The sequence below is a fragment of the Actinoplanes sp. NPDC049668 genome, assembly GCF_044465445.1.
Taxonomy (GTDB): Bacteria; Actinomycetota; Actinomycetes; order Mycobacteriales; family Micromonosporaceae; genus Actinoplanes.
The window spans coordinates 646698-671686 of the sequence record NZ_JBITLR010000005.1; the positions used below are offsets into that span (position 1 = coordinate 646698).

General features: G+C 72.2%; 22 protein-coding genes. 14 read left to right on the plus strand and 8 right to left on the minus strand.

What is annotated here, in order from left to right; genetic code table 11:
* The first annotated feature begins 17 nt into the window (after nucleotides 1-17).
* From ACIBSW_RS24160 to ACIBSW_RS24180, 5 genes are all read left to right on the plus strand, one after another.
* The gene (locus tag ACIBSW_RS24160; RefSeq protein ID WP_354722480.1) at nucleotides 18-1352 is read left to right on the plus strand and encodes a serine hydrolase domain-containing protein; all 1335 of its coding nucleotides are present in this window, start codon (nucleotides 18-20) and stop codon (nucleotides 1350-1352) included.
* On the plus strand, nucleotides 1349-1996 hold the full coding sequence (locus tag ACIBSW_RS24165) for a GNAT family N-acetyltransferase (protein ID WP_354722479.1): 648 nt from the start codon (nucleotides 1349-1351) through the stop codon (nucleotides 1994-1996). The genes ACIBSW_RS24160 and ACIBSW_RS24165 overlap by 4 nt, the downstream gene beginning before the upstream one ends.
* A 74-nt stretch (nucleotides 1997-2070) precedes the next feature.
* Nucleotides 2071-2265 (plus strand): hypothetical protein, encoded by a 195-nt coding sequence (locus tag ACIBSW_RS24170; protein ID WP_354722478.1) that lies wholly within the window; start codon nucleotides 2071-2073, stop codon nucleotides 2263-2265.
* On the plus strand, nucleotides 2232-4973 hold the full coding sequence (locus ACIBSW_RS24175; protein WP_354722477.1) for an AAA family ATPase: 2742 nt from the start codon (nucleotides 2232-2234) through the stop codon (nucleotides 4971-4973). The genes ACIBSW_RS24170 and ACIBSW_RS24175 overlap by 34 nt, the downstream gene beginning before the upstream one ends.
* A 260-nt stretch (nucleotides 4974-5233) precedes the next feature.
* The gene (locus ACIBSW_RS24180) at nucleotides 5234-5983 is read left to right on the plus strand and encodes a hypothetical protein (RefSeq protein WP_354722476.1); all 750 of its coding nucleotides are present in this window, start codon (nucleotides 5234-5236) and stop codon (nucleotides 5981-5983) included.
* 6 nt (nucleotides 5984-5989) lie between these two features.
* Here ACIBSW_RS24180 and ACIBSW_RS24185 read toward each other — a convergent pair whose 3' ends face one another.
* Nucleotides 5990-6388, minus strand: a complete 399-nt coding sequence (locus tag ACIBSW_RS24185; protein WP_354722475.1) for a hypothetical protein — start codon at nucleotides 6386-6388, stop codon at nucleotides 5990-5992.
* A 98-nt stretch (nucleotides 6389-6486) separates the two neighbouring features.
* Between ACIBSW_RS24185 and ACIBSW_RS24190 the strand changes: the two genes are divergently transcribed.
* Entirely contained in the window at nucleotides 6487-7704 is a 1218-nt protein-coding gene (locus ACIBSW_RS24190; protein WP_354722474.1) for a cytochrome P450, read from the plus strand.
* Between the two features lie 12 nt (nucleotides 7705-7716).
* On the opposite strand, the gene ACIBSW_RS24195 is transcribed toward ACIBSW_RS24190, so the two are convergent.
* Nucleotides 7717-8376: a Bax inhibitor-1 family protein gene (locus ACIBSW_RS24195; protein WP_354722473.1), complete on the minus strand. Its 660-nt coding sequence runs from the start codon at nucleotides 8374-8376 to the stop codon at nucleotides 7717-7719.
* Between the two features lie 183 nt (nucleotides 8377-8559).
* Between ACIBSW_RS24195 and ACIBSW_RS24200 the strand changes: the two genes are divergently transcribed.
* Both ACIBSW_RS24200 and ACIBSW_RS24205 read left to right on the plus strand, forming a co-directional pair.
* The gene (locus ACIBSW_RS24200; RefSeq protein WP_354722472.1) at nucleotides 8560-11508 is read left to right on the plus strand and encodes a glycosyl hydrolase; all 2949 of its coding nucleotides are present in this window, start codon (nucleotides 8560-8562) and stop codon (nucleotides 11506-11508) included.
* 50 nt (nucleotides 11509-11558) lie between these two features.
* A complete protein-coding gene (locus ACIBSW_RS24205) occupies nucleotides 11559-12110 on the plus strand; it encodes a hypothetical protein (RefSeq protein WP_354722471.1) in 552 nt (183 codons plus the stop codon).
* 10 nt (nucleotides 12111-12120) lie between these two features.
* Here the strand turns inward: ACIBSW_RS24205 and ACIBSW_RS24210 are convergent, their stop codons facing one another.
* Nucleotides 12121-13023, minus strand: coding sequence for a hypothetical protein (locus ACIBSW_RS24210; protein ID WP_354722470.1), 903 nt, complete (start codon nucleotides 13021-13023; stop codon nucleotides 12121-12123).
* A gap of 516 nt (nucleotides 13024-13539) precedes the next feature.
* On the opposite strand from ACIBSW_RS24210, the gene ACIBSW_RS24215 reads away from it, so the two are divergent.
* Nucleotides 13540-14055 (plus strand): hypothetical protein, encoded by a 516-nt coding sequence (locus ACIBSW_RS24215; protein WP_354722469.1) that lies wholly within the window; start codon nucleotides 13540-13542, stop codon nucleotides 14053-14055.
* 31 nt (nucleotides 14056-14086) lie between these two features.
* A complete protein-coding gene (locus ACIBSW_RS24220; RefSeq protein ID WP_354722468.1) occupies nucleotides 14087-15352 on the plus strand; it encodes a serine/threonine-protein kinase in 1266 nt (421 codons plus the stop codon).
* Here ACIBSW_RS24220 and ACIBSW_RS24225 read toward each other — a convergent pair.
* The 3 genes from ACIBSW_RS24225 to ACIBSW_RS24235 all read right to left on the minus strand — a co-directional run bounded on the left by ACIBSW_RS24225 (nucleotide 15333) and on the right by ACIBSW_RS24235 (nucleotide 16945).
* Nucleotides 15333-15575, minus strand: a complete 243-nt coding sequence (locus ACIBSW_RS24225) for a hypothetical protein (protein ID WP_354722467.1) — start codon at nucleotides 15573-15575, stop codon at nucleotides 15333-15335. The two genes, ACIBSW_RS24220 and ACIBSW_RS24225, sit on opposite strands and share 20 nt — an antisense overlap.
* Nucleotides 15576-15817: 242 nt before the next feature.
* On the minus strand, nucleotides 15818-16384 hold the full coding sequence (locus tag ACIBSW_RS24230; RefSeq protein ID WP_354722466.1) for an RNA polymerase sigma factor: 567 nt from the start codon (nucleotides 16382-16384) through the stop codon (nucleotides 15818-15820).
* Between the two features lie 9 nt (nucleotides 16385-16393).
* On the minus strand, nucleotides 16394-16945 hold the full coding sequence (locus tag ACIBSW_RS24235; protein ID WP_354722465.1) for a flavoprotein: 552 nt from the start codon (nucleotides 16943-16945) through the stop codon (nucleotides 16394-16396).
* Nucleotides 16946-17286: 341 nt separating this feature from the next.
* Between ACIBSW_RS24235 and ACIBSW_RS24240 the strand changes: the two genes are divergently transcribed.
* From ACIBSW_RS24240 to ACIBSW_RS24250, 3 genes are all read left to right on the plus strand, one after another.
* Nucleotides 17287-18153: an aminoglycoside phosphotransferase family protein gene (locus tag ACIBSW_RS24240; RefSeq protein ID WP_404799438.1), complete on the plus strand. Its 867-nt coding sequence runs from the start codon at nucleotides 17287-17289 to the stop codon at nucleotides 18151-18153.
* 217 nt (nucleotides 18154-18370) lie between these two features.
* Nucleotides 18371-19063: a response regulator transcription factor gene (locus ACIBSW_RS24245; protein WP_354722463.1), complete on the plus strand. Its 693-nt coding sequence runs from the start codon at nucleotides 18371-18373 to the stop codon at nucleotides 19061-19063.
* Complete coding sequence (locus ACIBSW_RS24250) at nucleotides 19060-20487, plus strand: ATP-binding protein (protein WP_354722462.1); 1428 nt, start codon at nucleotides 19060-19062, stop codon at nucleotides 20485-20487. Before ACIBSW_RS24245 ends, ACIBSW_RS24250 begins: the two co-directional genes overlap by 4 nt.
* A 108-nt stretch (nucleotides 20488-20595) precedes the next feature.
* On the opposite strand, the gene ACIBSW_RS24255 is transcribed toward ACIBSW_RS24250, so the two are convergent.
* Nucleotides 20596-22740, minus strand: a complete 2145-nt coding sequence (locus ACIBSW_RS24255; protein WP_354722461.1) for an MMPL family transporter — start codon at nucleotides 22738-22740, stop codon at nucleotides 20596-20598.
* A 283-nt stretch (nucleotides 22741-23023) separates the two neighbouring features.
* On the opposite strand from ACIBSW_RS24255, the gene ACIBSW_RS24260 reads away from it, so the two are divergent.
* Nucleotides 23024-24232 carry a monooxygenase gene (locus ACIBSW_RS24260; RefSeq protein WP_354722460.1) on the plus strand — a complete coding sequence of 403 codons (1209 nt, stop codon included), beginning with the start codon at nucleotides 23024-23026 and terminating at the stop codon, nucleotides 24230-24232.
* Here the strand turns inward: ACIBSW_RS24260 and ACIBSW_RS24265 are convergent.
* The gene (locus ACIBSW_RS24265; RefSeq protein WP_354722459.1) at nucleotides 24157-24906 is read right to left on the minus strand and encodes a response regulator transcription factor; all 750 of its coding nucleotides are present in this window, start codon (nucleotides 24904-24906) and stop codon (nucleotides 24157-24159) included. The two genes, ACIBSW_RS24260 and ACIBSW_RS24265, sit on opposite strands and share 76 nt — an antisense overlap.
* Between the last annotated feature and the right edge of the window lie 83 nt (nucleotides 24907-24989).

The window sequence follows — 24989 nt, forward strand, 5'->3', positions numbered from 1 at the left end:
GTGGAGACTCTTCGTCCATGAAGGACGGGGAACTCGAGCGGCACTGGACCGGGCTGCTGGACCGCCTCGGCCGGCACGGCGCGGCGGGCCTGCCGTCGCCGGACCTGGCGAGCCTGCCTGAGCTGATGGACACCTACCGGGTGCCGGGAGTCGGCATCGCGGTGGCGCACCGGGACGGGCGGTCCTGGTCGGCCGGTTTCGGCACCACGGGCGCCGCACCGGTGGCCGACGACACCGTGTTCCAGGCCTGCTCGATCAGCAAGCACGTCACCGCGTTCGGCGCGCTGCGGCTGGTCGCCGACGGCGTGCTGGACCTGGACGCCGACGTCGGCGAATACCTGACCACCTGGCGGCTGCCGGCCGGCGCGAGCGTCACCGTGCGCCAGCTCCTGGCGCACACGGCCGGGCTGACCTACAACTGGTTCCGCGGCTACGGCGCGGACGAGCCCACCCCGACCCTGTTGCAGACCCTGGAGGGCGTGGCGCCGGCGAACACCCCACCGGTGCGGGCCGCCCTGCTGCCGGGCAGCCGGTTCCGCTACTCCGGCAGCCACTACGCCGTGCTGGAGCAGCTGATGGTCGACGTGACCGGCACCGCGTTCGACGAGCTCCTGCGCGCGCTGGTGCTGGATCCCGTCGCCATGGCCGACAGCAGCTTCGACCAGCGCTTCCCGCACCGTCGGCGGTCGGTCGCCGCGGGACATCACCGCTGCGGCACACCCGTACCCGGCGGCTGGCACACCCAGCCCGAGATGGCCGGCGGTGGCCTGTGGAGCACGCCGGCCGACCTGCTCCGGCTCGACCTGGAGATCGCCAGCGCCGCCGCCGGTGAGTCCGAGCTGCTCGGCCGGGACCTCGCCACCCAGATGCTGACGCCGCAGCTGCCCGGCACCGGCTACGGCCTGGGCACCGAGCTCGACGACACGCCGGGCCGCCGCAAGTTCGGCCACAGCGGCGAGAACGTCGGCTACACCTGCTTCTCGTACGCCTGGCCCGACTCCGGCGCCGCGGTCGCGGTGATGACCAACTCCGACGACACCATGCCGGTGCAGACCGCCATCCTCGCCGCCGCGGGCCGCCTCTACGCCGCCGCTGCCGCCCCCGCCGCGACGGACGTTGTGACGGGCCGCTACCTGCTGCGCGACGACTACCCCCTGGACGTCGAGGCCGCGGACGGCGGGCTCACGCTCACCGCCGCGGGCGGGCACCCGGCCGTGCTGCTGCCGGTCGAGGGCGGCCGCTACCGGCATCCCGTCCTCGACCTGGAGATCGACTTCCGACCCGGGGGCCTGGAGCTGCGGCAGGAGGGCGTCGCGCAGACCGCCACCCGGATCGCGGGTGATCGGCGGTGAGGTTCCACCTCTCCACGCCGCCGGCCGTCGTGGCCGGGGCCCTGTCGTCCCGTCCGCAGCCGGTCCTCCCCGCGCCGGGCGGCCTGCTCCTGCGGCCCTGGGCGGCCGGCGACGCGGCGGTCTTCCTCGCCGCCTACCAGGACCCCGAGATCCGGCACTGGCACACCCGCCAGCCCGAGTCCGAGGACCAGGTCCGCGAGTGGTTCGACCACTACCGCCAGGCCTGGGCGCGGGAGACGGGCGCGCACTGGGCGGTCACCCGCGACGGCGGCGAGGTGCTGGGCCGCATCGCCCTGAGCGGGCTGAACCTCAACGACGGCGTCGCGGGCTGCGCGTACTGGGTGCTCCCGGCGGCGCGGGGAGCCGGCGTGGCCTCCCGCGCGCTGACGGCGATGAGCGGCTGGGCGCTGGGCGAGGCCGGCTTCCACCGCCTGCAACTGGACCACTCGACCCGCAACGACGCCTCCTGCCGCGTCGCCACCAAGGCCGGCTTCCGCCTCGAAGGCACCAAACGCAGCGACGCCGTCCACTCCGACGGCCGCCACGACATGCACCTGCACGCCCGCATCCGCACCGACGACCTCCAACTAGGTATGCCTAGGCCGGGTGCCGGCCCGGCTGAATCCCGGAGGCCGCGAACATAGGTAGGTGCTTCCGATGTGGCGGATCCGTTGTCGACCGAGGATTTATCCATCAGCGGTTGACAAAGGAGAAAGCGATGTTCATGCACCCGGACCTGACCCTGGTTCTGTCGAACGCCCGCCACCGTGAGCTGATCGCGGAGGCCGGCCAGGGCCGCCTGCTCGCACTCGCCCGCGCGGCCCGCCGAGCCCGCAAGGCCCGGGCGGTGCGCGGGCAGCCCACCGGTACCCTGGCGGCGTGCGAACCATCCGTGGCGGTGCCAGCCCGGTGATGATCGGGCGGGACGGCGAGCTGCGCCGGCTGGCGCGGCTCGCCTCGGCGCCGGAGCCGGCGGTCGCGATCATCGCGGGCGAGCCGGGCATCGGGAAGACCCGGCTGGTGCGCGAGCTGCTGGCGGCGGTGCCGGCGGGGACCGTGACGCTGGTCGGGCAGGCCGAGCCCGGGTCGCTGTCCCGGCCGTACGAGGTGCTGCTGGACGCCATCGACGGCCGGCCGGAGGTCGACGAGGAGCAGCTGGCGGCGCTGGCCGACCCGCGGCGCAGCCCGGTCGAGCGGCTGCACGCCGGCCTCGCCGTCCTGGACGACCTGATCGGCGACGCGCCCGCGGTCATCGTCTTCGACGACCTGCACTGGGCCGACTCGGAGAGCGCGGCGCTGTTCGAGCGGATCGCCGACCAGCGCGGGCCGCGGCTGCTCATCGGGACGTACCGGCCCGGCGACGTGACCCACCGGCTGCCGATCGCCGGGCTGCTGGCCCGGCTGGAGCGCCGGCACGCCGTCACGCACGTGAGCCTGAACCGCCTCACGCCCGCGCAGACCGCGGCGTTGCTGGCGGCGGTCACCGGCGCCCCCGCGCCGCCGCGGGCCGCGACGGCCCTGCACCACCGCACCGGCGGCAACCCGTTCTTCCTGGAGGAGCTGCTGCGCGCGGCGCCCGGGTACGACGTCGAGGCGCTGGTCGAGCAGCGGCTGCCGTGGAGCCTCGCCGACGTGCTGCGCCGCCAGGTCGACGACCTCGACCCGCTCAGCCACCGCGTCGTCGAGGCGGCGACAGTGCTCGGCCACCGGATCCCGTTCGACCTGCTCGCCGCCGTCACCGGCGCGGGCGAGGACGAGCTCATCGCCGTGCTGCGAGACCTGGTCACCCGGGACGTCCTGGTCGAGTCCGGCGAGGACGAGTTCGCGTTCCGGCACGCGCTGGTGCGCGAGGCGATCGCCGACCAGATGCTCGGCCGGCAGCGCCGCCGCCTGCACGAGACGGCGCTCGACGTGCTCCTGGGCGGCGGCTCGTCCGACCCGGCCATGGTGGCGCACCACGCCCGCGGCGCCGGCCGCTACGACGACATGGTCGCCGCGGCCCGCCGCGGCGCCGCGCTGTACCTCTCCATCGGCTCCGCCTACCAGGCACTGCAGCTGGCCGAGATGGGCCTCGACGAGGCGCCCGAGGACACCGAGCTGCTCGCCGCCGCGGCCCGGGCGGCGTGGCTGGCCGGGCTGCTCGACGACGCCCTGCGCCACGGCCGGCGCTGGCGGGACCTCGCCGGCACGCCGACCGAACGGGCCGAGTCGCTGTACCTGCTGGTCCGCCTCGCCTGGGAGTTCCGCGAGACCGACGAGATGGTCACGCTGACCCGCGACATCGAGACGCTGATCGCGCGGCTGCCGCCCGGCGCCGATCAGGCCCGGGCGATCACCGCGGTCGCGCAGTCGGCGTACCTGCGCGACGACCTCGACGCCGCCCTGCTCTGGTCCGACCGGGCGCTGGCGCTGGCGGACGAGTTCGACCTGCCCGAGGTACGCCGGGCCGCGCTGATGGAGAAGGGCGCGACGCTCACGGAACGCCCGCAGACCGCCGCCGCCGGCCGGGAGATCCTGTCCGCGCTGGTCGACGAGGCCGAGAAGGCGGGCGAGTGGGTGCTGGCCGCGCGCGCCCTCAAGGAGCTCGTGCAGGGCGAGCCGCCCAGCTCGCCGGCCGAGCACGCCGAGACCCTGGAGCGCATGCGGGTCGACGCCGAGCGGGCCGGCTTCGAGTCGCTCGCGGTGGCCACGTACTTCCAGGGCCGGGCCCGGCTCGCGCTGCGGGCCGGCGACCTCGGCGCCGCGATCGCGGCCCTCGAGGAGGGGCGCGAGCAGGACCGCGGCTACCGGCGGGTGGGCCGCTGGGCCGACTACCACGGCGTCTTCCTCGCCGGGCTCTACCTCGAGGCCGGCGAGCTGGACCGGGTCGAAGGCCTCGTCGGCGACCTGGCCGCGCTGCCCAGCAACGCGCCGACCACGGTTCCCGGGCTCGCGTTCCACCTCGCCTGCCGCCGCGGCGACCTGCCGCGCGCCGAGGCGACGATGGACGACCTCGTCGCGGCCATGGCCGGGGAGACGTGGCGCAGCGGCGAACAGGCGCACGACCTGATCTCCGCCGCGCTGGAGCTCGGCCTGCCCGCGGACCGGCTCGACCGGCTGGCCGCGACGCTGCTCGACGCCGAGGTGTGGGACGCGTACCGGACGCTGGTCGACGCCCAGCTGGCGGAGGCGCGCGGCCGGCACGCCGAGGCCCTCGCGGGCTACCTGTCGGTCGCCGAGGCGCACATCCTCGGGCCGGCGAACCGCGGCACCGTGCGCGTCGGTGCCGCCCGCTGCCTGCTCGCCGGCGACCGGCGCGAGGAGGCCGCCGCGCAGGTGGCGGCCGCCGCGCACCTGCTGGCCGACTGGCGTGGCTGGCGGGTGGCCCAGCTCGCCGCGGTCCGCGCCCGGCTGGGCATGGCCCCGGTCGACGCGCCGCCGGCCGTGACCGGGCCGGCCGCGCTGACGCCCCGCGAGCGGGAGGTCGCGGTGCTGATCAGCGACGGGCTGACGAACGCGGAGCTGGCCCGGCGCCTCTACATCTCGCCGAAGACCGCCGCCGTCCACGTCTCCAACATCCTGCGCAAGCTCGGCGTGTCGTCCCGGACCGAGGTGGGCGACCTCGTCGACCGGAGGAAGTAGCGGCGCTCCGAACATCAGACCGCCATCAGGTACGGGCAGCGCGGTCCACAGACGCGGCATCGTGGCTGACCGGCACAGCGGGCCGGTGGATGCGGCGTCGCGCCCCTGGGACCGGCCGCCGGGCGGAGATCGTCCCTGCCGGCCGCGTGTTAAGGCTCTCGGGGTAATCCGTCCGGGTAGGACGAATGCGGATTTTTGCGAAATCGGCGTGCGGTGTTCAGACTGCGATGCGGCCGAGCCCTTCTGGAAGGACTGTCCCCATGAGCACGCCCATCGTCCCCGCCTCCGAGCCGGGTACCGATATGCCGACCGAGCCCGCCCCGCCGGCGCGGCGTGACCGGCGCTGGATCCTGATCGGCGGCGTGCTCGCCGTCGTCCTGGTGGCCGCCGGCGGCTGGTTCGCCTACGACCGGTTGATCAAACAGGACCCCGGGGTCGCCGCCTGCAACGTGATGCGCGAGCACGCCGACGCCGTGCAGGGCGGCGCCGGCGCGCCGATGACCGGCGCCGAGTACGCCGCGGCGCGGGCACAGTTCGAGGAGTCCCGCCACGACGACATCCGCGAGCACGGCACGTCCCTGATCGACGTGGTGTCGCAGATCCAGAAGCTCGGCAAGGACCCGGGCGCCGGCGCCGTGGTCTACCTCGGCCCGCTCACCGCGCACACCACCGGCCTGCAGACCGCCTGCGCCAACCACGGCGTGAAGCTCGACCTCAACCTCGCCGGCGCGCCGGCGGGCAAGGCCGCGGCGGCGACGGCCTGCGCCGAGGTGTTCCAGCCGGGCAAGGTGGTCGACGAGGGCAAGGCGCAGGCCGGCTGCGCCGGGCCGGGCGGGCAGGTCCGGTACGTGAGCGCGTTCGAGTGCACGGACGGCCGCCGCCTGTACCAGGTGGACGCGACGACCGGCGCGTCCGCGGGCTACGGCTTCGGCGGCAAGAGCTACGTGGCCAGCGCCGACTCGGCGAAGGACGCGAAGTACGGCCAGGCCTACCGCTCCTGCATCGGCTGATCCGGGTCAGTCCAGCTCGTCGGCGGGCAGGGGTGCCACCTTGCCGCCGTCGGGCCGGTCGGCGACTCCCGTCATGTCGATGACCGAGTGGGTGCCCGAGAACGGCTGCGACGCCAGCAGCGAGTCCGGGCCGGTCACCTCGATCTGGGCGGCGCGCCAGGCGACCCGGGCCATCTCGTCGTCCGGGTCACCGGCGTTCTCCTCGCCGAACACCTCGACCCACGTCTCGCGCATCGCGGCGACCTCGGCGGCGATGTACTCCTGCTCACCGATGCGCCGGGCCCGCGGATCGGGCTCGACGCGGTAGTAGTCGCCCTCCCGGTACGCGTCGTCGCGCGCCTGCCGCAGCGCGGCGGCCAGGTCCGCCTGGTACGGAACCTTGCGGCTCCACTCCGATGCACCCATGGCCGCGGAGTTTATAGATCGGCGATGAGCTGGAACTTGCCGCCCATCGTCGATTCGGGCATAGATAGCGATCATTGGATTCGGCCAGAATCGCCACCATGAGCGACCACGCGGCGACAGTACGGGAATACGACCTGTTCACCCCCGAGGCGATCGCGAACCCCGACGGGTTCCTGCACCGGGTCCGCGCCGAGAGTCCACTCTCGTGGCTGCCACAGCTCGACGCCTACCTGCTCACCCGGTACGCGGACATCAGCGCCGCGCTGCGCGACAGGCGGATGGACAGCGCCAACATGGCGCGGGTCCTGCAGCGCCTGACCCCGGCCGAGCAGGAGGAGCTGGCGCCGGTGCGCCGGTCCATCGAGATGTGGATGGGGCACACCGTCCCGGCCGACCACGTCCGCTTCCAGCAGCTGCTCAAGCGCTACTTCACCCCGGCCATGGTGGACCGGCTGCGGCCCCGGGTGCGCGAGTTCACCGAGGAGCTGCTGGACGCCGTCGCGCCGAAGGGCCGGATGGACGTGGTGAGCGACCTGGCGTACCCGCTGCCGGCTAACGTGATCGCCGAGCTGCTCGGCATGCCGGTCAGCGACCGGGAGCAGCTGCAGGCGTGGTCGCGCGACATCCTGCCGGTCTTCGGCAGCGACGACGTCGGCCAGCTGCGCCAGGCGCAGCGCAGCATGCTCGAGATGCACGACTACCTGCGGGTCATCGCCGCGGAACGGCGCCGCGCCCCGGGCCAGGACGTGCTGAGCGCGTTCATGGCGGCCGAGGCGGCGGGCATCGTCACCGAGGACGAGGCGGTGGCCAACTGCGTGCTGCTGCTGTTCGCCGGGCACGAGACCACCGCGAACCTGATCGCCAACGGCCTGGTGCTGCTGTTCGAGAACCCGGACCAGCTGGCCCGGCTGCGCGCCGATCCGGAACTGACGCCGGCCGCCGTCGAGGAGATGCTGCGCTGCGACGGCCCGGCCGGCGTCATCGGCCGGGTCACCACCGAGCCGGTCGAGCTGGCCGGGCACACCGTCCCGGCCGGCCGGCACGTCTACCTGGCGCTGATGGCCGCGAACCGCGACCCGGAGGTGTTCGCCGACCCGGACGTCTTCGACATCTCCCGTACCCGCAGCCGGGTGCTCAGCTTCGGTATGGGCACGTACTACTGCCTGGGCGCGGCGCTCGCCAGGATGGAGACCGACGAGTGCCTGCGGATCCTGCTCCGGCGCTGCCCCGGACTGCGGCCCGCGTACCGGACGCCGGACTGGATGCCGACCGTGCCGATCGGCCACCGGCTGGCCGCCCTGCCGGTCACGTTCTGACCGGCCCGGGCGTCAGCGGTTGCCGCCGCGGAAGATCCGCAGGAAGAACAGGAACACGTTGAGGATGTCGAGGAAGATCGACGCCGCCAGCAGCGGCGCGGAGTCGACGTCGCGGGAGCGCCGCAACCGCTGGAAGTCGAACATGATGAATCCGGCGAAGATCACCAGACCCAGCACGGAGTAGATCAGCGACCCGTACGGGATGTTCACGAAGATCAGCACGATGCCGAAGACGAGCAGGGCCACCAGCGCCCAGAAGCACACCCGGGCCAGGGCCGTGAGGTCACGCCGGGTGGCGTATCCCGCCGCACCGAACGCCGCGACGAACAGCGCCGTCGCGGCGCCGGCCTGCCAGAGCGCCTGCGGGTCGGTGTTGGCGTAGTAGACCAGCGTCGGCGCCAGCGCCACCCCCATCAGCAGGCCGAACGCGGCGAGCAGCGCGACCGTCGTCTGCCGTGACTTGCGGACGGTGAACTGCATGGCGATCAACGCGGCGAACGCCACGAGGTACGCGACGAAGGCGAGTCCGCTGGAGAGGTTCCGGCCGAGGTACGCGCCGAGCGCGAACAGGCCCGTGGTCCCCGCGACGTAGGCCATCGTCTGCGCGAACAGGGTGTGCCCGCGATCGCGGGCGACGACACCGGCCGGCTGGTACGGATAGGTGGAGTCCATGACCGCCAGTCTGAACCGGCGCCCGGGCCCGGACACCCTTCGCCAGGGGTGAAACCCGGCCCCGGAACACGTTGTTAAGAAATTGAAAACATTGACGAAACATGATGTCGAAATTTACAGTTTCAGCATCGTGAGAGCGCTCTCACGGAGGTGATCGCAGCGAACTAGGTCAATGGAGGCGTCATGGGATCCGTCGTCGGACGTACAAGACCAGGCAGAGGTCCCGGCCGGGCCCTCGCGCTCGCGGTGATCGCTGCCGTCACGGCCGGGCTCGGGGCGGTGGCGCTCGTCGGCACGGCCGACGCGGCCACCGTCGGCGCGGGCAGCTACACCGAGACCCTGCCGGCCGGAGCGGGACTGCCGGTCGGCTGCGGAGACCTGGCCACCAATCCACGCCAGTTCATGACCGCCAACGCGCCGGCCGGCCCGGTGCCGACCAACGACTGGTGGTCGTCGCTGGTCTACAAGAAGTTCGACTGCGCGTACAGCGAGAACCTGCACGCGCACCCGACGAGCTACGACACGACCGCGGGCGGGCTGGGGTTCTCCTACAACACCACGCCGCAGATCAGCGGCTCGGCCACCGGCGTCGGCGAGTACCACTACATCTACCAGGAGGACTTCACCGCCGGGGTGGCCGGGCTGAACGCGCCGCGCACCCTGGTCGACTCCTGGACCGACTGGACCGTCACGCCGTACTGGAGTGACGGCACCCGGACCATGAAGGCGACCATCGGACACGGCCTGCCGTTCGCGTACTTCCAGGTCACCGGCGGCAACGCCCAGATCACCACCAAGAGCACCCCGACCGTCTGGTCCAACAGCGGATCCCGGATCGGCTGGTCGGTGGCCGGCAAGGACTACGTCGCGTACGCGCCGAGCGGGGCCACCTGGTCGGTCAGCGGCACCGTCATCACCTCCAACCTGGCCGGCAAGGGCTACTACTCCATCGCGGTGCTGCCGACCACGCCGGCCACCAGCGTCGCGGACAAGACCACCCTGGCCACCAGCTACGGCACGTACGCGCACAACCACGTCACCGGCACCCGGGTGTCGTACGCGTACAACCAGGCCACCAGCCGGGTCGCCACCACGTACACGTACACCACCACCGCGCGCGAGGGTTCCGGCACCGGGACCGTCGTCGGCCTCTACCCGCATCAGTGGCGGGCGCTGACCGGCGCGACGCCCATCGCGCAGACCTACGTCACCGCCCGTGGCGCCATGAAGAACCTCGTCGGTGCCACGTCCTACACCACCTCCGCGGTCTACCAGGGCGTGCTGCCCGAGGTGCCCGCGGTGGCCGACAGCGCCGGCGCCGACCTGACCACGCTCAACGCCTACCTCGACCAGGTCAAGGCCAACCCGGTCAACGTCACGAAGAACGACACCTACTGGACCGGCAAGGCGCTGGGCATCGGCGCCCGGATCGCGGAGATCGCCGACCAGCTCGGCCGCACCGACGTCCGCGACACCGCGCTCGCGGCCATCCGCGCCCGGCTGACCGACTGGTTCACCGCCTCGGCCGGCAAGACGGAGAAGCTGTTCTACTACGACCGCAACTGGGGCACGCTGATCGGCTACCCCGCGTCGTACGGCTCCGACGCCGAGCTCAACGACCACCACTTCCACTACGGCTACTTCATCGCCGCCGCCGCGACCCTCGCGAAGTTCGACCCGTCCTGGGCGGCGAACTCCAGCTACGGCGGCATGGTGGACCTGCTGATCCGCGACGCCAACAACTACGACCGCGGCGACAACCGGTTCCCGTACCTGCGGGACTTCGACATCTACGCCGGGCACGACTGGGCGGCCGGGCACGGCGCGTTCTTCGCCGGCAACAACCAGGAGTCCTCCTCGGAGGGGATGAACTTCGCCAACGGCCTGATCCAGTGGGGGCAGGCCACCGGCAACACCGCGATCCGCGACGCCGGCATCTTCATCTGGACGACGCAGTCGGCCGCGATCAACGAGTACTGGTTCGACACCACCAACGAGAACTTCCCGTCGGCGTTCGGCCACGGCACCGTCGGCATGGTCTGGGGCGACGGCGGCGCGTACGCCACCTGGTTCGCCTCGGCGCCCGAGCAGATCCACGGCATCAACATGCTGCCGGTCACCGGCGGGCACTTCTACATGGGCAACGACCCCGCGTACGTGCGGCGCAACTACGCCGAGATGGTCACCAACGCCGGGCACGAGCCGGCGCTCTGGCAGGACATCGCCTGGCAGTACCTGGCCCTCGGCGACGGCGACGCGGCGCTGGCCAAGTTCCGGGCCAACAGCGGCTACACCCCCGAGGAGGGCGAGACCAAGGCGCACACGTTCCACTGGATCCGCAACCTCGCCGCCCTCGGCACGACCGACCTCGGCGTCACCGCCAACCACCCGCTGTACCGGGTGTTCAGCAAGAACGGCGCCAAGACGTACGTCGCGTCGAACATCACCAACGCGGCGCTGACGGTGACGTTCTCCGACGGCAAGGTGCTGACGCTGCCGGCCGGGCGCACGGTCGCCAGCGGCGCGGTGAACTGGTCCGGCGGCAACGCGACCGGCGGCGGCATCAACCCGACGCCGACACCCACGACCACCAGCCCGACGCCGACACCGACGCCGACCACCCCGACGCCGACGCCGACCACGACCAGCCCGCCGACCGGCGGCGGCGCGGTCCGGTACCTGCAGGCGGGTGGCGCGCTGGCCGGCGCCGCGGGTACGGCCGGAACGGCGACCGTCGCCAAGGCGTCCGGCGCCAACGACAACCAGCCGCACTCGCCGACCACGTTCACCGCGACCGGGCTCAACCTGGCGTACCGCGCGAGCGCCGCGACCGCGTTCGGCTTCTCGGTGGACGCGGGCACCTCGGTCGGCAACGCCACCCAGGTCCGCGTCTCGTACGACCTGACCGGCGACGGCGGCTTCGACCGGGTCGAGACGTACCGCTACTTCGCCACCGACCCGGTCACCGGGTGGGAGCGGTACACCGACGCCGTCGGCCAGGTCACCGCGACGGGCGCCTTCGGCAACCTGGCGAACGGCACCGTGAAGGTGGAGATCTGGAGCGCCATCGGCTCCGCGCCGAGCACGGTGTCGCTGGGCGCGCTGTCCACCGTGACCCTGCCCTACCAGTGAGGTGAGGACGCCGGGGGCGCCGCGTGGCGCTCCCGGCGTACACATGAAGGATGATCGCCGAGCAGATAGCCGCAGCCGTCCGCGAGCGGGAACCGGTCCGCGGCATCCGGATCGTCGGGGTCGACGGGCGGAGCGGGACCGGCAAGAGTTTCCTCGCGGCCCGGCTGTCGGGTCTGCTGGACGCGCCCGTCGTCGAGATCGACGACTTCGTGTCGTGGGACCGCTTCGACGGGTGGTGGACGCGCTTCGACGAGCAGGTCCTCGCGCCGCTGCTGGCCGGGCGGGACGCGGTCTACCAGGCCCGGGACTGGAGCGACTGGTACGGGTCGAGCCTCGGCGGCTGGAAGACGCTGCGGTGGGCGCCGACGGTCATCCTCGAGGGCGTCACCTGCACCCGCCGGGACACGGTCGGGCGGCTGGCGTACGCGGTCTGGGTCGAGGCGCCCGCCGAGCTGAGGCTGGCCCGCGGCCTCGCCCGGGACAGCGGCTTTCCCGGCCGGGAGGCGCTGTGGGAGCGGTGGATGCGCGAGGAGGACGCGTTCTTCGCGGCCGACCGGGCGCGCGAGCGCGCCGACCGCATCGTCGACACCTCGGCCTTCTGACCCCAACAGGTCAGAGCCGCAGCTTCGCCTTGGCTTCGGTCAGTTCGGGCGACAGCGCGGCGTCCTTTGACAGGAGCCTGTTCAGGACCGCGCTGTTGGCCTTCATGCAGGCGGTGACGTTCGCCCCGCCGGGGTAGTTACTGAGATCGATCCGACCACTGTCGTATGCCTCGCTCCAGAAGTAGCCGTCGCCCTCGGCCAGGGTCTCCGGGACCGTCACGACCGCGGTGCCGGCGGGAACCTTGGTCTGCTGCCCGTCGGCCACCAGCTCGAACCGGAGCCGGTAGAGGTGCAGGTGCCTGGGTGACTCCCGCTTGGAGGTGCCGACGCGCAGCGCGAAGCGGTCGGCCTCGTCCGGGCCCTGCTGCTGGCTGACCGGCACCTGGAACGCGGTGCCGGCGGCGGGCCGCGGCGGCAGGACGAGGTCGTAGGTCGCGGATACCGGGACCGTGCTTCCCTGCGCGTCGCACAGCTTGATAACCGCCGAGTCCTCGACGGTGGCGACGATCCGGGTGGTAACCGAACGCCGGGTACCCCGGTTGTGCACGGTGATCTCCACCGAGGGCGGCGTAATGGGCGCATCGAGGTCGTCGGGTTCGCCGGTTTTCTGGGGATCCCGGACGACCAGGTCGATGGCGCTGAGCGCCGGCCCGTCCGACGGGATCAGCGACGGGATCGCGGAGGCCGGGGAGATCGCCGCCCCGGCGGCGGGAGCAGGATCGTCACCGGCGACCATCTCGCGCCAGTCGGGCACCGCGGCGAGCACCCCGACGAGGATCGCGGCGAACGTGGCCAGCGCGACCGCGCCGAGCAGCCCTGGGCGCCGCTCCAGCCGCTCGAGAAAGCCGACGTGTTCGGCGGCCTGCTTCTCCGGCGCGGCTTCCTCGTCGTTTCCGCCCGCCAGCTCAGGCATCGGTACCCCCGTAGTTCTCCGGAGCACCCAGCGTAGTGGTCATCGCCGATCCAAGCGACGGCGAATCAACCTGCCCGTGTCCGCAATGGACGGACTCGCTTGACCGGTTTCGCCGCATGAGGCTGCTATCTGCGATATATCGGATTTGTGAAAGCAATTTCGAGCGACGGTGAACGAAAGCCGGTCGCGGTGGGACGGACAAGAGGACAGACCCACGAAGAAGGAGTGAACGCCCTCATGCGCATCTCAACATATCGCCACCGGTTCGGCACGGCCGTGCTGTTCGGACTCACGCTGGTGCTGGCCGGCACCGCCGGCGCAGCCACTGCGGCCGGGACGCTGTCCACTTCTACACCCGCTGCCGCGCCTGCCGCGGCAGCCCCCGCAGCACCCGCCGCAGCACCCGCCGCTGTGCCCGCCGCTGTGCCCGCTGCTGTGCCGGCTGCCGCGCCCGCTGCGGCGACCACCGCCGCACGCGCTGCCGCGACCGCCAAATCCGCCGCTTGTAAGGGTGCGGTGGTCCACACCGTCGACGCCGCGTCGCCCGGCAAGCTGCCGCCGCTGTGCATCGCGGTCGGCGGGGTCGTGCGCGTCGTCAACATCGGGCCCGGGTCGCTGGTCGCCCGGCCCGCCGACAAGGTCGACTGCTTCTACGCGGCGGGCACCTACCAGTGCCGGCTGATCCGCACCGGCACCGTGCGCCTCACCCTGGACGCCCGGGAGCTGGCCGTCCGGGTACCCGCGTCCGTACCCGGTAAGCCGTCGACGGCCTGCAAGCCCGCGGGCAGTGTGGTGGACCTCGATACCACCGAGGAGATGCCCTGGTGGTCGCCGTGTCTGCGGCTCGGCGCGACGCTGCGGGTGGTCAACCTCGGGCCCGGCATGCTGGCGTACTCCCCCGCCAACGCCGTGAGCTGCTACTACGAGGGCGGCGTCCACGCCTGCAAGTTCCGCCGGCCGGCCAGCGTCGTCTTCACGGCCACCCGGGACTCGGACAACGTCCGTTCCGTGACGGCCGTGGTGGTCCGTTAACCGCCTACCGATCGGCGTCTATGGTCGAGCCATGACAGGCCCGGGGCAGATCGGCGCGTACCGCATCGAGCGGTTGCTCGGTGCCGGGTCGTTCGCCATCGTGTGGCTCGGCCACGACCCGGCGCTGGACGCCCGGGTGGCGATCAAGGTGCTGGCCGACAACTGGGCGCACGACCTGCGCGTACGGGAACGCTTCCAGCAGGAGGCCCGGCTGCTCTGGCGGCTGGCCGACGAACGGGTGGTACGGGTGTACGCCATCGGCGAGCTGCCGGACGGGCGCCCGTACTCGGTCATGGAATTCGCCGAAGGCGGCAGCCTGCGCGACCGGCTCGAAGAGGGTGAGCTGCCGCCCGGCGAGGCCCTGCGAGTGCTGCGGGAGATCGCCGCGGGCGTCGCCGTGCTGCACCGGCACCGGATCGTGCACCGCGACCTGACCCCGGGCAACGTCCTGTTCAGTGCCGAGCGGGTACTGATCGCCGACCTCGGGCTGGCGAAGGCGCTCGCGGCCGCGTCGGGCCTGACCGCGCGGGCCGGCACCCCCGGATACATGGCCCCGGAGCAGGACGACCCGCTGTCCGCGGTGGACACCAGCGCCGACGTGTACGGGCTGGGCAGGCTCGGCATCCGGCTGCTGGGTCCCGGCGTACCGGCGAGGGTCGACCGGCTCCTGCGCCGGGCGACGGCGCGCAACCCGCGGGACCGGCCGCCGGACGCCGCGGCCTTCGCGGCGGAGCTCGACCGCGCGGTCTCCGGCGGCGCGCTCACCCCGCTGCGCCGCGCGACCGTCATCGCGGCGGCCGCGCTGACCCTGGCCGCCGTACCGTCGTCGGTCGCCCTGCCCGAGGGAACGCGGACGGCGAGTGACGGCACGGGCCGGTTGACGGTGGCGCTGCCCGCCGGTTGGCGGGCCGCCGGGTCCGGCTGGGCCGGGCGCCCCGGCGGCGACGGCCGCCTGGAACCCGCCCTGGTGATCTCGCCGGATCCGCCGCTCTGGCGCACCGACCCCGATGTGCCCGGCGCGTTCGTCGGGCTGTCGCACAGCGCCGGGGCGCGCACCACCGCGGCCGGCTTCGTCGCGGAACAACTGCACGCGAGCTGCAAGGCGGCACCGGTCCGGCGGTCCGGCGCCGGCTGGGTGGTGGCGCGCTTCGCCTGCACCGGACCCAAGCCGGTGATCATCGAGGCGGCCCGGCCGCGCTCCGACGCCCTGATGTACGCGCAGATCGCCCCCGCACCGCGGACCACCGATCAGGAGATCGACGCGCTGCTCGGGCTGATCAGCGGACCACCACCGTGATGTCGAAGGCGTCGCCGCCCTGCGGGATCGTCACGACGACGGTGCCCCGGCGCACGAGGCGCACCTCGACGACGCCGGCCTCATAGTGCTGCTCGACCAAGTCCGGCTCGTCGACGGTGACCTCGCCGGGGCCGATGTTCTCGATGCGCAGCACCGCCCCGGTTCCGAGACACATCGCGGGAATCAGCGCCAGCTCGTCGGCGGCGGCGTCGATGGTACGCACGACCGCGCCCTCACACGCCGGCGTCGCCGGCTTCGTGGACATGCGGCTGGTACGGGGTGTGGCGACCGGCGTCCGTCGCGTCGTCTCCGTCTTCGGCGGCGGGGACGGGGATGTGCTCGGGACCACGCCTCTTGACGCGACCGGTGCCGCGGCGGACGGGGCGGCCTCGGTCGGCAGTGGTGAGACCGGTGCCTCGGCAGCGCATCCCGCCAGGGCCAGCGACGCGGCGACGGCGGCGGCCGTCAGCCGGGCGCGCATTCCGGTTCCGTGGACGGCAGCAGGCGTAGACGCAGTTGCGAGCGGCCCTGGTGGATGCGGGACTTCACGGTGCCCTCCGGCACGTCCGTCAGGGTGGCGATGTCGGAGTAGGTGAGGTCGAGCAGGTCACGCAGGACCACCGCCTCGGCGAGATCGGGCCGGAGCCGGTCCAGCGCGTCGAGCAGGTCGAGGCGGGTGCCGGCCACCACGCTGGTACGGCGGGGGTCGGCGTGGTCGGGCAGGGGTACGCCGCCCGACTCGGCGAGGAAGCGGCCGCGCAGGCGCTGGTAGGTCGACCTGGCGCGGTTGGCGGTCAGGCCGTAGAGCCAGGTACGGAACGACGCGCGACCCTCGAAGCCGGCGATCGACCTGGTGAGGGCGAGCAGCGCGTCCTGGCAGGCGTCCTCGGCGTCCTCCCGGTTCGGCAGGAAGCGGGCACAGATCCGGAGCACGTCCGGCCGGATCACGGCCAGCAGGGTGTGCAGCGCGGCGGCGTCGCCGGCAGCGGCCGCGCGCGCCAGCGCCTCGACCTCGGCAACTCGGCTCTCCACCCACCCAGCCTAGTCTTGCCCGATCTCGGAGACCTGGAGCCGCCGGAGCGCCCTGTCCCAGGGATAGCCGTCGACCCTCGTGCTTGCGGTGCCCGGCGGGTGAGGCTCGAACTCGCCGGGTCCGAGGAGGACGTGGATACCCTCGTCGCGGAGCCGGTCCACGCTGCGGCGGAAGGGCGCGCGGTCGGCGAGGGCGCTGTTGACGAACGGCAGGACGACGACCGGGATGTTCCGGCCGGGTGCCTCGGCGAGCAGGCCGAGCGCGTACGTGTCGCAGATGCCCTGCGCGAACTTGTTGATGGTGTTGTAGGTGGCCGGCGCGACGATGATGCCGTCGGCCCGGGGCGACCTGGGCTCGCCGGGTTTGCGGTAACGGCTGCGCACAGGCGTACCGGTCTGCCGCTCCAGGGCGCCGACGTCGATGAAGTCCAGCGCCGGCGGCGTGGCGACGACCTGGACGGTCCACCCGTCGGCTTGCGCCTGGCCGACGAGGCGCCCGACGGCCGAGGCAGGATCGGCGGCGCAGACGATCACGCAGAGGACCTTGCCGGCGGGGCTCACGCAACGATTCCGCCGGCTGATCGGCGGATGACCAGCTCGCCGACGAGGCTTCGCACTGCGTTTCCTCCTCCCGGCGTCGGCTCGCCTCCACGTTACGCGCGAGAGTCGGGGTGCGCCCGACAGCGACGCGCCTCAGCCGGCGAAGACGACCTGTAGCTCCGGCCTCCTCGCCGCCGAGGTCGGCAGCGTGCATCGGAACATGAACGGTTCGCCGAGATGTTCGCTTGCCGCTGGAAGCCGACTGTCCAAGCCGCGCTCTCCAGGTCCGCGCGGGCCCACACGTCAGGCCGGATCGGTCGTGGTGTCTCATGGTCATGACTCTCTCCCGGTAGGAGCGGCTCGTGGTGAATGCCCGACCCCGAATCGACGGCACGCTTGTGAGAAGACTGCTCGAAACGCAGTTCCCGCAATGGGCCGGTCTGCCGCTGCGAGTGGCCGTGCCGGGCGGATCGGACCACGTCATTCATCGGCTCGGCGACGAGCTCGCGGTCCGGTTGCCGCGGCACGCCGGCGCCATCGGTCAGGCCGAGAAGGAGCATCGGTGGCTGCCACGGCTGGCCCCACACCTGCCGCTGGCCATCCCGGTACCGGTCGCGGTGGGCCGGCCAGACCTCGGGTATCCGTGGCCCTGGGCGATCTCCCGGTGGCTTGACGGCGAGGCTGCGACCACGGATGCTCTGGCGCAGTCGCGGGAGGCCGCTGTCGCTCTGGCCCGATTTCTCAGCGCACTGCAGCGGTTCCCGATCCATGAATCGCCGCAGGGCGACAGCCGGGATCTGGCCGATCGAGACGAGGTCACACGTGCCGCGATCACGCAGGTTGCCGGGGTCTTCGACGCGGTCGCCCTGACCTCGGTGTGGGAGGCGGCGCTGCGAGCACCGGGGTGGAACCGCTCGCCGGTATGGTTCCACGGCGACCTTCATACCGGCAACGTCCTGACCATGAACGGCCAGGTCAGTGCCGTGATCGACTTCGGCGGGCTCGGCGTGGGTGATCCGGCACGGGACATGACCATCGCGTTCACTCTCATGTCGCGCACCACGCGTACGGTCTTCCGCTCCGAGCTCGGCGTGGACGACGCAACGTGGGCCAGAGGTCGTGGGTGGGCACTCGCCACCGGCCTGAATGCCTATCGCTCGTACGCCGCCACCGATGCGCGGGTGGCCGCACAGACCACCCGGCAGGTCACGGAGGCGCTCATCGGTTGATCGCGCCAGCGGCAGCGTCATGGGCTACTCGAACCCCGCGATCACGCTGCGTGACCTGGCAGCGCGAGGGGGTGGGCCGTGCTCGGGCCGGCGCGCCTTGTCACACCCGTATGAGCACGGCCCACCGGCACCACAGAGGCGACGGCTCTAATCCTGGCTTCAGGTTGACCGGGGAGAATGAGCGGCAAAAGCATCGACTGGAAGGGGGCGGGCCGGCGTGCGGATCCTGATCGCGGATGATGACGCGGCCATCCGTGATTCGCTGGAGCGGGTGCTCCAGGTCGAGGGTTACGACACCAGCACCGTCGCCAACGGTCTCGCCGTGCTCGACGGGGTCGGTGGGGCCGGCGGTGACACGCTGGATCTGCTGATCCTCGACGTGATGATGCCCCGCCTCGGCGGGTTGGAGACCTGCCGGCGGTTGCGGGCCGCGGGTCGGGACCTGCCGGTGCTGATGCTGACCGCCCGTGACCAGGTCTCCGACCGGGTCGCGGGGCTGGACGCGGGCGCCGACGACTACCTGCCCAAGCCGTTCGCCACCGAGGAGTTGCTGGCCCGGGTGCGGGCCCTGCTGCGCCGGCGCACGCCGGTCGACGAGGAGTCGCAGATCCTGTCGTTCGCCGACGTCCGGCTCGATCCGGACAGGTTCGAGGCGTGGCGGGGCGGGCGGCCGCTGCGCCTGACCCGGACCGAGTTCTCCCTCCTGCAGGTTCTCGTGCGCAATGCGACCCGGGTCTTGACCCGGGACGCGCTGTTCGAGGCGATCTGGGGCTTCGACATGAGCGCCACCGCCAACAACCTCCAGGTGTATGTGAGCTACCTGCGCCGCAAGATGGAGGCCGACGGTGAGCCGCGACTGATCTACACGCTGCGCGGCCTGGGATACACGCTGCGGGAGTCTCCTCCGTGAGCAGGCCCGCCGGCCGGGAACCGCGCCGGCTGAGCCGATGGTGGCGCCGGCGGTCCCTGCGGACCAGGCTGACGGTGATCGCGGCGACGGCCATCGCGGTCAGCGTGTTCGTGGCCTTCCAGGTGGCCAGCGAGCTGATGGACTGGCAGCTGCGGGACACCGCCGAGGATCAGCTGCGCGCCGACTCCCGCGTCCTGGCGACGGACGCGGAGCGCGCCGGTGTGGCGCAGGTCCAGCTACCGCCGTATCCCGGGTCCGGTCGGCTGGTGCGGGTTGTCCTGCCCGACGGCTCGACCCGCACGCCTGCCGGCCAACCCGCGCTGCCTCCGGTCAGCGAGCAAGCCGGGCGCGTGGCGCAGGGCGCGTCGGCCGACCTGATGGAGTCGGGCGACAGCGACGAGGACGGCTACCTCATCTACACACTGCGGGTGGGCGACGGCGCGGTCCAGGTGGCCCGCGTCGCCGACGACAGCCCGATCAACCGGTTCGGGTTCGGCATGCTGCTGATCGGGCTGCTCTGCGTAATCGGCGGCGCCCTTGTCGGGCGGACCGTGGCGCGGACCGGGCTGGCACCGATCGACCGGCTGACCGCCGCCGCGGTACGTGTCGCACACACCCAGGATCTCGACGCCGACATCCCGGATGAGGGCGGTGGGGAGATTCGGCGGCTGATCCGGGCGATCAACGACATGCTCGCCGCGCTCCGGGACTCCCGGCGGGCCCAGCGGCTGCTCGCCGAGGACGCCGCCCACGAACTCAAGACCCCGCTCACCAGCCTGCGCCTCAACATCGAGCTGCTGGTCCGGCTCGACCGGCGCGGCACCCTCGACACCGCCCTCTCGGCGGAGAGCCGGACCCGGCTGCTCAACGATCTCGGCGCCCAGGTGGCCGAGTTGAGCACCCTTGCCGCCGAGCTGACCGAGGTGGCGCGCGGTGACGTCAGCGACGAGAGCACCGAGCTGCTCGACCTCGCCGACGTGGTGGTGGCCGCCGCCACCCAGGCGCGTTCCCGGGTGCCCGACCTCGAGGTCGCGCTCGACGTGACCCCCGTGTGGGTGAGCGGGCGTCCCGCCGCGCTCCAGCGAGCGGTGCTCAACCTCATCGACAACGCCGGCAAGTGGTCCCCCGCGGACCAGCCGGTCCAGGTCCGGCTCCGCGCGGAGGGCGCGTCGGCGATGCTCGAGGTCGACGACGCCGGGCCGGGCATCGACGCCGCCGACGTACCGCGGGTGTTCGACCGGTTCTACCGTTCCGACAGTGCCCGGGCATTGCCGGGATCCGGTCTTGGGCTGTCGATCGTGCAGCGGGTCGTCCACGCCCACGGCGGCCGGGCCACCGTCGCCCGCTCCGCACGCGGTGGCGCGCTACTTCGGATCGACCTTCCGGCCGCGGCCCCCGCTGGGGAGGACACCGCGGTGCGCTGACCGCCCGGTCGCACGGAGCAGGACCAAAGGGCGGCGAACGTCGGGTCCATTAAAAAGATCCGGGACGGGCCTGTGTCCCCGTCCCGGATCTCGGGCGTGCCGCCGCGCTCACCGTTGCAGCGCGAGCTCCTCGTCGTCGGCGAGCGACTGTTGCCCGTTCGGCGGCTCCACCGTCGGCCGGGACAACCGACTCGGCCACCAGATCCGCCGACCGATCAGCAGGGTGAGGGCGGGCACCAGGACCGACCGCACAAGCAGGGCGTCGAGCAGCACGCCGAAGGCGACCAGGAACCCGACCTCGACCAGCATCACCAGCGGAAGTGTGGTGAGGACCGCGAACGTGGCCGCCAGGACCAGGCCTGCCGAGGTGATGACGCCACCGGTGGCCGAGAGGGCTTTCAGCATGCCCTCGCCGGTGCCGAGACGCACGGTCTCCTCCCGGGCCCGGCTGGCCAGGAAGATGTTGTAGTCGACGCCGAGCGCCACCAGGAACAGGAATGCCAGCAGCGGCACCGAATAGTCGATGCCCTTGAACCCGAGGATCGTGTCGAAGATGAACACGCTGCCGCCGAAGGCTGCGGCGAATGAGACGATCACGGTGGCCATCAGGACCAGCGGGGCCACGATCGCGCGCAGCAGCAACCCGAGGACGATCAGGACGACGGCGAGCACCAGCGGGATCACCAACTTCTCGTCGCGGCTGGTGGTCACCTCGGTGTCGAGGTTCTCCGCGCTCGGCCCGCCGACGATCGCCTCCGCCCCGCTCACCGCGTGCACGGCGGTGCGCACCCGCTTGATCGTGTCGTACTCCGCGACGGTGTCCGGCGCGTCCGTCGGGAACACGGAGATGTCGGCCCATCCACCGCTGTTCTGACCCGGGATGGCCACGGCCACGCCGTGAGTGCCCTTGACGATGTCGAGTACCCGCTCCTGGTACGCCGGCCGCGTGAAGACCGTCATCGGCTGGCCGCCGAGCTCCGGGAAGTGCTGGCGGAGAACGGTGAAGCCGGTGACCGACTCCGGCGCGGACAGGAACTGGTCCTGCACCCGCAGGGCGCCGGTGTTGCCCGCCAGCCCGAGGGCGAGCACGCCGAGGATTCCGAACGAGCCGAGCGTCGCCACCCACCGGCGGCGGCTGATGGCGGTGCCGAGCCGTCCCCACAGCCCCTGCTTCTTCTCCACGGCCGTGCTGAACCGCGGGATGGCCGGCCAGAAGATCCGCCTGCCGAGCACCACGAGCACCGCCGGGAACAGCGTCAGCATGGCCACCAGCGCGCACAGGATGCCGGCCGCGCCGATCGGGCCCAATCCGCTGGTGCTGTTCAGGTCCGCGGCCAGCAGGCAGAGCAGGCCGGCGACCACGGTGGCCGCGGACGCGACGATGGCCGGCGCCGCGCCGCGTAGCGCGTGCACCATCGCGACCCGGACGTTCTCGTGGTGGTGCAGTGTCTCCCGATATCGAGCGATGAGCAGCAGCGCGTAGTCCGTGCCGACGCCGAACACCAGGATCGTCAGCAGCGCCGAGTTCTGGTCGTTGACCACGATGCCGAAGCCCTTGACGAGCAGGTAGACGGTCGCCATGGCAGTCAGTGCGGCCGCGCCGACGGCCACGAGCGGGATGAACCACAACACCGGGCTGCGGTAGGTGAGGATGAGCAGGACCGTGACGACGATGACGGTGGTGAGGAAGACCTGCAGGTCGATGCCGTCGAAGACGGCGTCCATGTCGCCGTCGACCGCGGCCGGACCGGTCACGTCGAGTTGCAGGCCGGCGGGGCGGTCCTTCGCGGCGTCACGCAACGGGCCGACGATGGCCTCCGGTGCGCCGTAGGTCGTGCTCACGTCGAGGGTGAACATCATCGCTTTGCCGTCGGTGGAGAGTCTCGTCGATGGGCCCTCGTCGTCCTCGCCGGCCGCCGCCTTCGGCGGGTACCGCTTGGTGAGGGTGTGGTAGTGGCGCTCGACCGTCGCGCGGTCGGCGTCGGTCATGCCGCCGGCGCGGTGGTACACGAAGACGAACGTGTTGTCCTCACCGCCCGGGAGGCTGTCCTCCAGCGCCGCCACCTTGGTCGACTCGGCACTGGCCGGCAGGGTGTCCACGGCTCTGTCGGTGGTGACCGAACTCAACTTTCCGCTCAACGGCACCATCACCGCCGCCAGCGCCACCCACAAGCCGATCACCAACCACGGCACCCACCGGCCCGCCAGCCGACCGGGCGGCGCTTCCCTGGACGGCGCTGCGTTGACTGCCATCAATAGCCTCCTGCATTCGCGTTACGTCGCTCATCTGAGGCCGAATTCGTACCGAGCGAATCTGAGACGACCGTTAAAACGCCGCTCAGCCCGGGTGACCGAACCAGGTGCCCAGCGCACGCACAGCGTGGCGGCGTCGAGGTCCGCCCGGTCCACGCGGCCATGACTCTCGTGCGGGTGTCGAGCGGCGCTTCGGAGAGTCGTACCGCGGTACCGCCCCTCTCACGAGAGTGACGACCGCGGTACGACGAAACGGGATGGAATCGGGCCTAGCTTTCGAGCCATGACGAAACCTGATGGCCCACTGTGGAAATTCGGGGCGGGCACCATGGCGCTGGTGACGGCGTTCGCTGTCGTCGCCGCCTGCGGGTCGGACGCCGACGACAGTGCGGCGCCCGCCGCGTCCGGCCCGCACAGCGCGCACGCGGGCGGGTCGTCAGCTCCGCCACAGCCGCTGCGCGCCGGTGAGCGGTTCGTCGACCTGAGGATGGCCGAGGCCTACACGCCCGCGCCGCCGGAGGGCGGCGGCTCGGACGAGTACCGGTGCCAGGCGATCGATCCGGGCCTGACCAAGACGGCGTTCCTGACCGGGACCCAATTCGCACCGGAGAACGTCGTCATCGCGCACCACGCCATCGTGTACGCGGTGCCGCCGGGCGGCGCTGCCGCGGTGCGCAAACAGGACTCGAAGACCCCTGGTCTCGGCTGGCGGTGTTTCGGCGGGACCGGCGTGGCCGGCGCCGAGGTCGAAGAGGGAGACGCGGCGTGGGTGGACACCTGGGCGCCGGGCGCCACGGAGACGCTGCTCGACCAGGACGCCGGCTACAAGCTGGAGCCGGGCAGCCTGCTCGTCCTCCAGATCCACTACAACCTGCTCGCGGCCGACGGCAAGCCGACCGGGTCGGACCGCTCGGCGGTGCGGCTGCGGCTGACGGACGGCACGCCGCAGACCCGGGAACTCGAAACGTGGTCGGTCGACGCGCCGACCGACCTGCCCTGCGCCGCCGACGAGTCGGGTCCGCTCTGTGACCGGGCGGCCTCGATCGCGGACGTGACGAAGCGGTTCGGGCCGGACGTCGGCGACATGGCGGACCGTCAGGTGCAGGAGTGCGGCCGGGGCGGGCCGAAGCCCGGTAACACCCAGACCTGCGACCACGAGGTGGAGGCGCCGATGACGCTGTTCGCCGGTTTCGGCCACATGCACATGCTCGGGCGGGCCTTGAAGGTCGAACTCAACCCGGGCACGCCGAAGGCCGAGGTCGTCCTGGACGTGCCGCAGTTCGACTTCGACAACCAGCGGCTGATGAAGCTGCCGTCGCCGGTGGAGGTCGGTCCGGGAGACACGCTGCGGGTGACCTGCACGCACGACGTAGGGCTGCGCAAACAGCTGCCGCAGCTGAAGAACCTGCCGCCCCGCTACGTGGTGTGGGGCGACGGCACCAGCGACGAGATGTGTACGGGCATCATGACGGTCTCCCTCCGCAAGTCCTGAGGAGGCGTCGAAACCGGTCGGGTGAGTCTCAGGTCATAGGCGAGGATGACGGCCTGGATCCGGTCCCGTGCGCCGATCTTGGCGAGGACCCGCCCGACGTGGGTCTTCACCGTCGACTCCGACAGCGTGAACCGTTGCGCGATCTCGCCGTTGGTGAGGCCATGGCCGATGGCGACGAAGACCTCGCGCTCACGGTCGGTCAGGAGGTTCAGCCGGGGATCCTCCCGCACGGGCCCGCAGAGGTCATCGTCGAGCCGGTCGGCGAACGCGTCGAGCAGCCGCCGAGTCAGCCCCGGCGCGATCACCGCGTCCCCGGCGGCGACGGCCCGGATGCCGGCGAGCAACTCCTCCGGGCGAATGTCCTTGAGCAGGAAACCGCTCGCCCCGGCCCGCAGCGCGGCGAACGCGTACCGTTCGACGTCGAACGTCGTCAGCACCAGGATCCGCGAACGCCCACCGGCTGCGACGATGCGCCGGGTGGCCTCGATCCCGTCGACGCCCGGCATGCGGATGTCCATCAGCACCACGTCGGGACGCAGCGCGGTGATCCGCCGAACGGCCTCGGCGCCGTTCTCAGCCTCGCCGACGATCTCGGTGTCGGGGGTGCTCTCCAGCAGCATGCGAAACCCGAAGCGCTGCAGCGGCTGGGCGTCCACCACGAGCACAGAGATCATGAATGGCTGCCTTTCAGGGTCGGATGGACGGTCCGGTCGCCGTCCGGTGGGGCCGCCGCTGACCGTGCCGCCGCGAGGCCGAG

Excerpts from the sequence above, each read along its gene's own strand:
- ACIBSW_RS24160 (WP_354722480.1), top strand. The coding sequence starts at position 18 with ATGAAGGACGGGGAACTCGAGCGGCACTGGACCGGGCTGCTGGACCGC.
- ACIBSW_RS24265 (WP_354722459.1), bottom strand. The coding sequence starts at position 24,906 with ATGATCTCTGTGCTCGTGGTGGACGCCCAGCCGCTGCAGCGCTTCGGG.
- ACIBSW_RS24260 (WP_354722460.1), top strand. The coding sequence starts at position 23,024 with ATGACGAAACCTGATGGCCCACTGTGGAAATTCGGGGCGGGCACCATG.
- ACIBSW_RS24210 (WP_354722470.1), bottom strand. The coding sequence starts at position 13,023 with ATGCCTGAGCTGGCGGGCGGAAACGACGAGGAAGCCGCGCCGGAGAAG.
- ACIBSW_RS24195 (WP_354722473.1), bottom strand. The coding sequence starts at position 8,376 with ATGGACTCCACCTATCCGTACCAGCCGGCCGGTGTCGTCGCCCGCGAT.
- ACIBSW_RS24170 (WP_354722478.1), top strand. The coding sequence starts at position 2,071 with ATGTTCATGCACCCGGACCTGACCCTGGTTCTGTCGAACGCCCGCCAC.
- ACIBSW_RS24180 (WP_354722476.1), top strand. The coding sequence starts at position 5,234 with ATGAGCACGCCCATCGTCCCCGCCTCCGAGCCGGGTACCGATATGCCG.
- ACIBSW_RS24220 (WP_354722468.1), top strand. The coding sequence starts at position 14,087 with ATGACAGGCCCGGGGCAGATCGGCGCGTACCGCATCGAGCGGTTGCTC.
- ACIBSW_RS24190 (WP_354722474.1), top strand. The coding sequence starts at position 6,487 with ATGAGCGACCACGCGGCGACAGTACGGGAATACGACCTGTTCACCCCC.
- ACIBSW_RS24185 (WP_354722475.1), bottom strand. The coding sequence starts at position 6,388 with ATGGGTGCATCGGAGTGGAGCCGCAAGGTTCCGTACCAGGCGGACCTG.
- ACIBSW_RS24205 (WP_354722471.1), top strand. The coding sequence starts at position 11,559 with ATGATCGCCGAGCAGATAGCCGCAGCCGTCCGCGAGCGGGAACCGGTC.
- ACIBSW_RS24200 (WP_354722472.1), top strand. The coding sequence starts at position 8,560 with ATGGGATCCGTCGTCGGACGTACAAGACCAGGCAGAGGTCCCGGCCGG.
- ACIBSW_RS24255 (WP_354722461.1), bottom strand. The coding sequence starts at position 22,740 with ATGGCAGTCAACGCAGCGCCGTCCAGGGAAGCGCCGCCCGGTCGGCTG.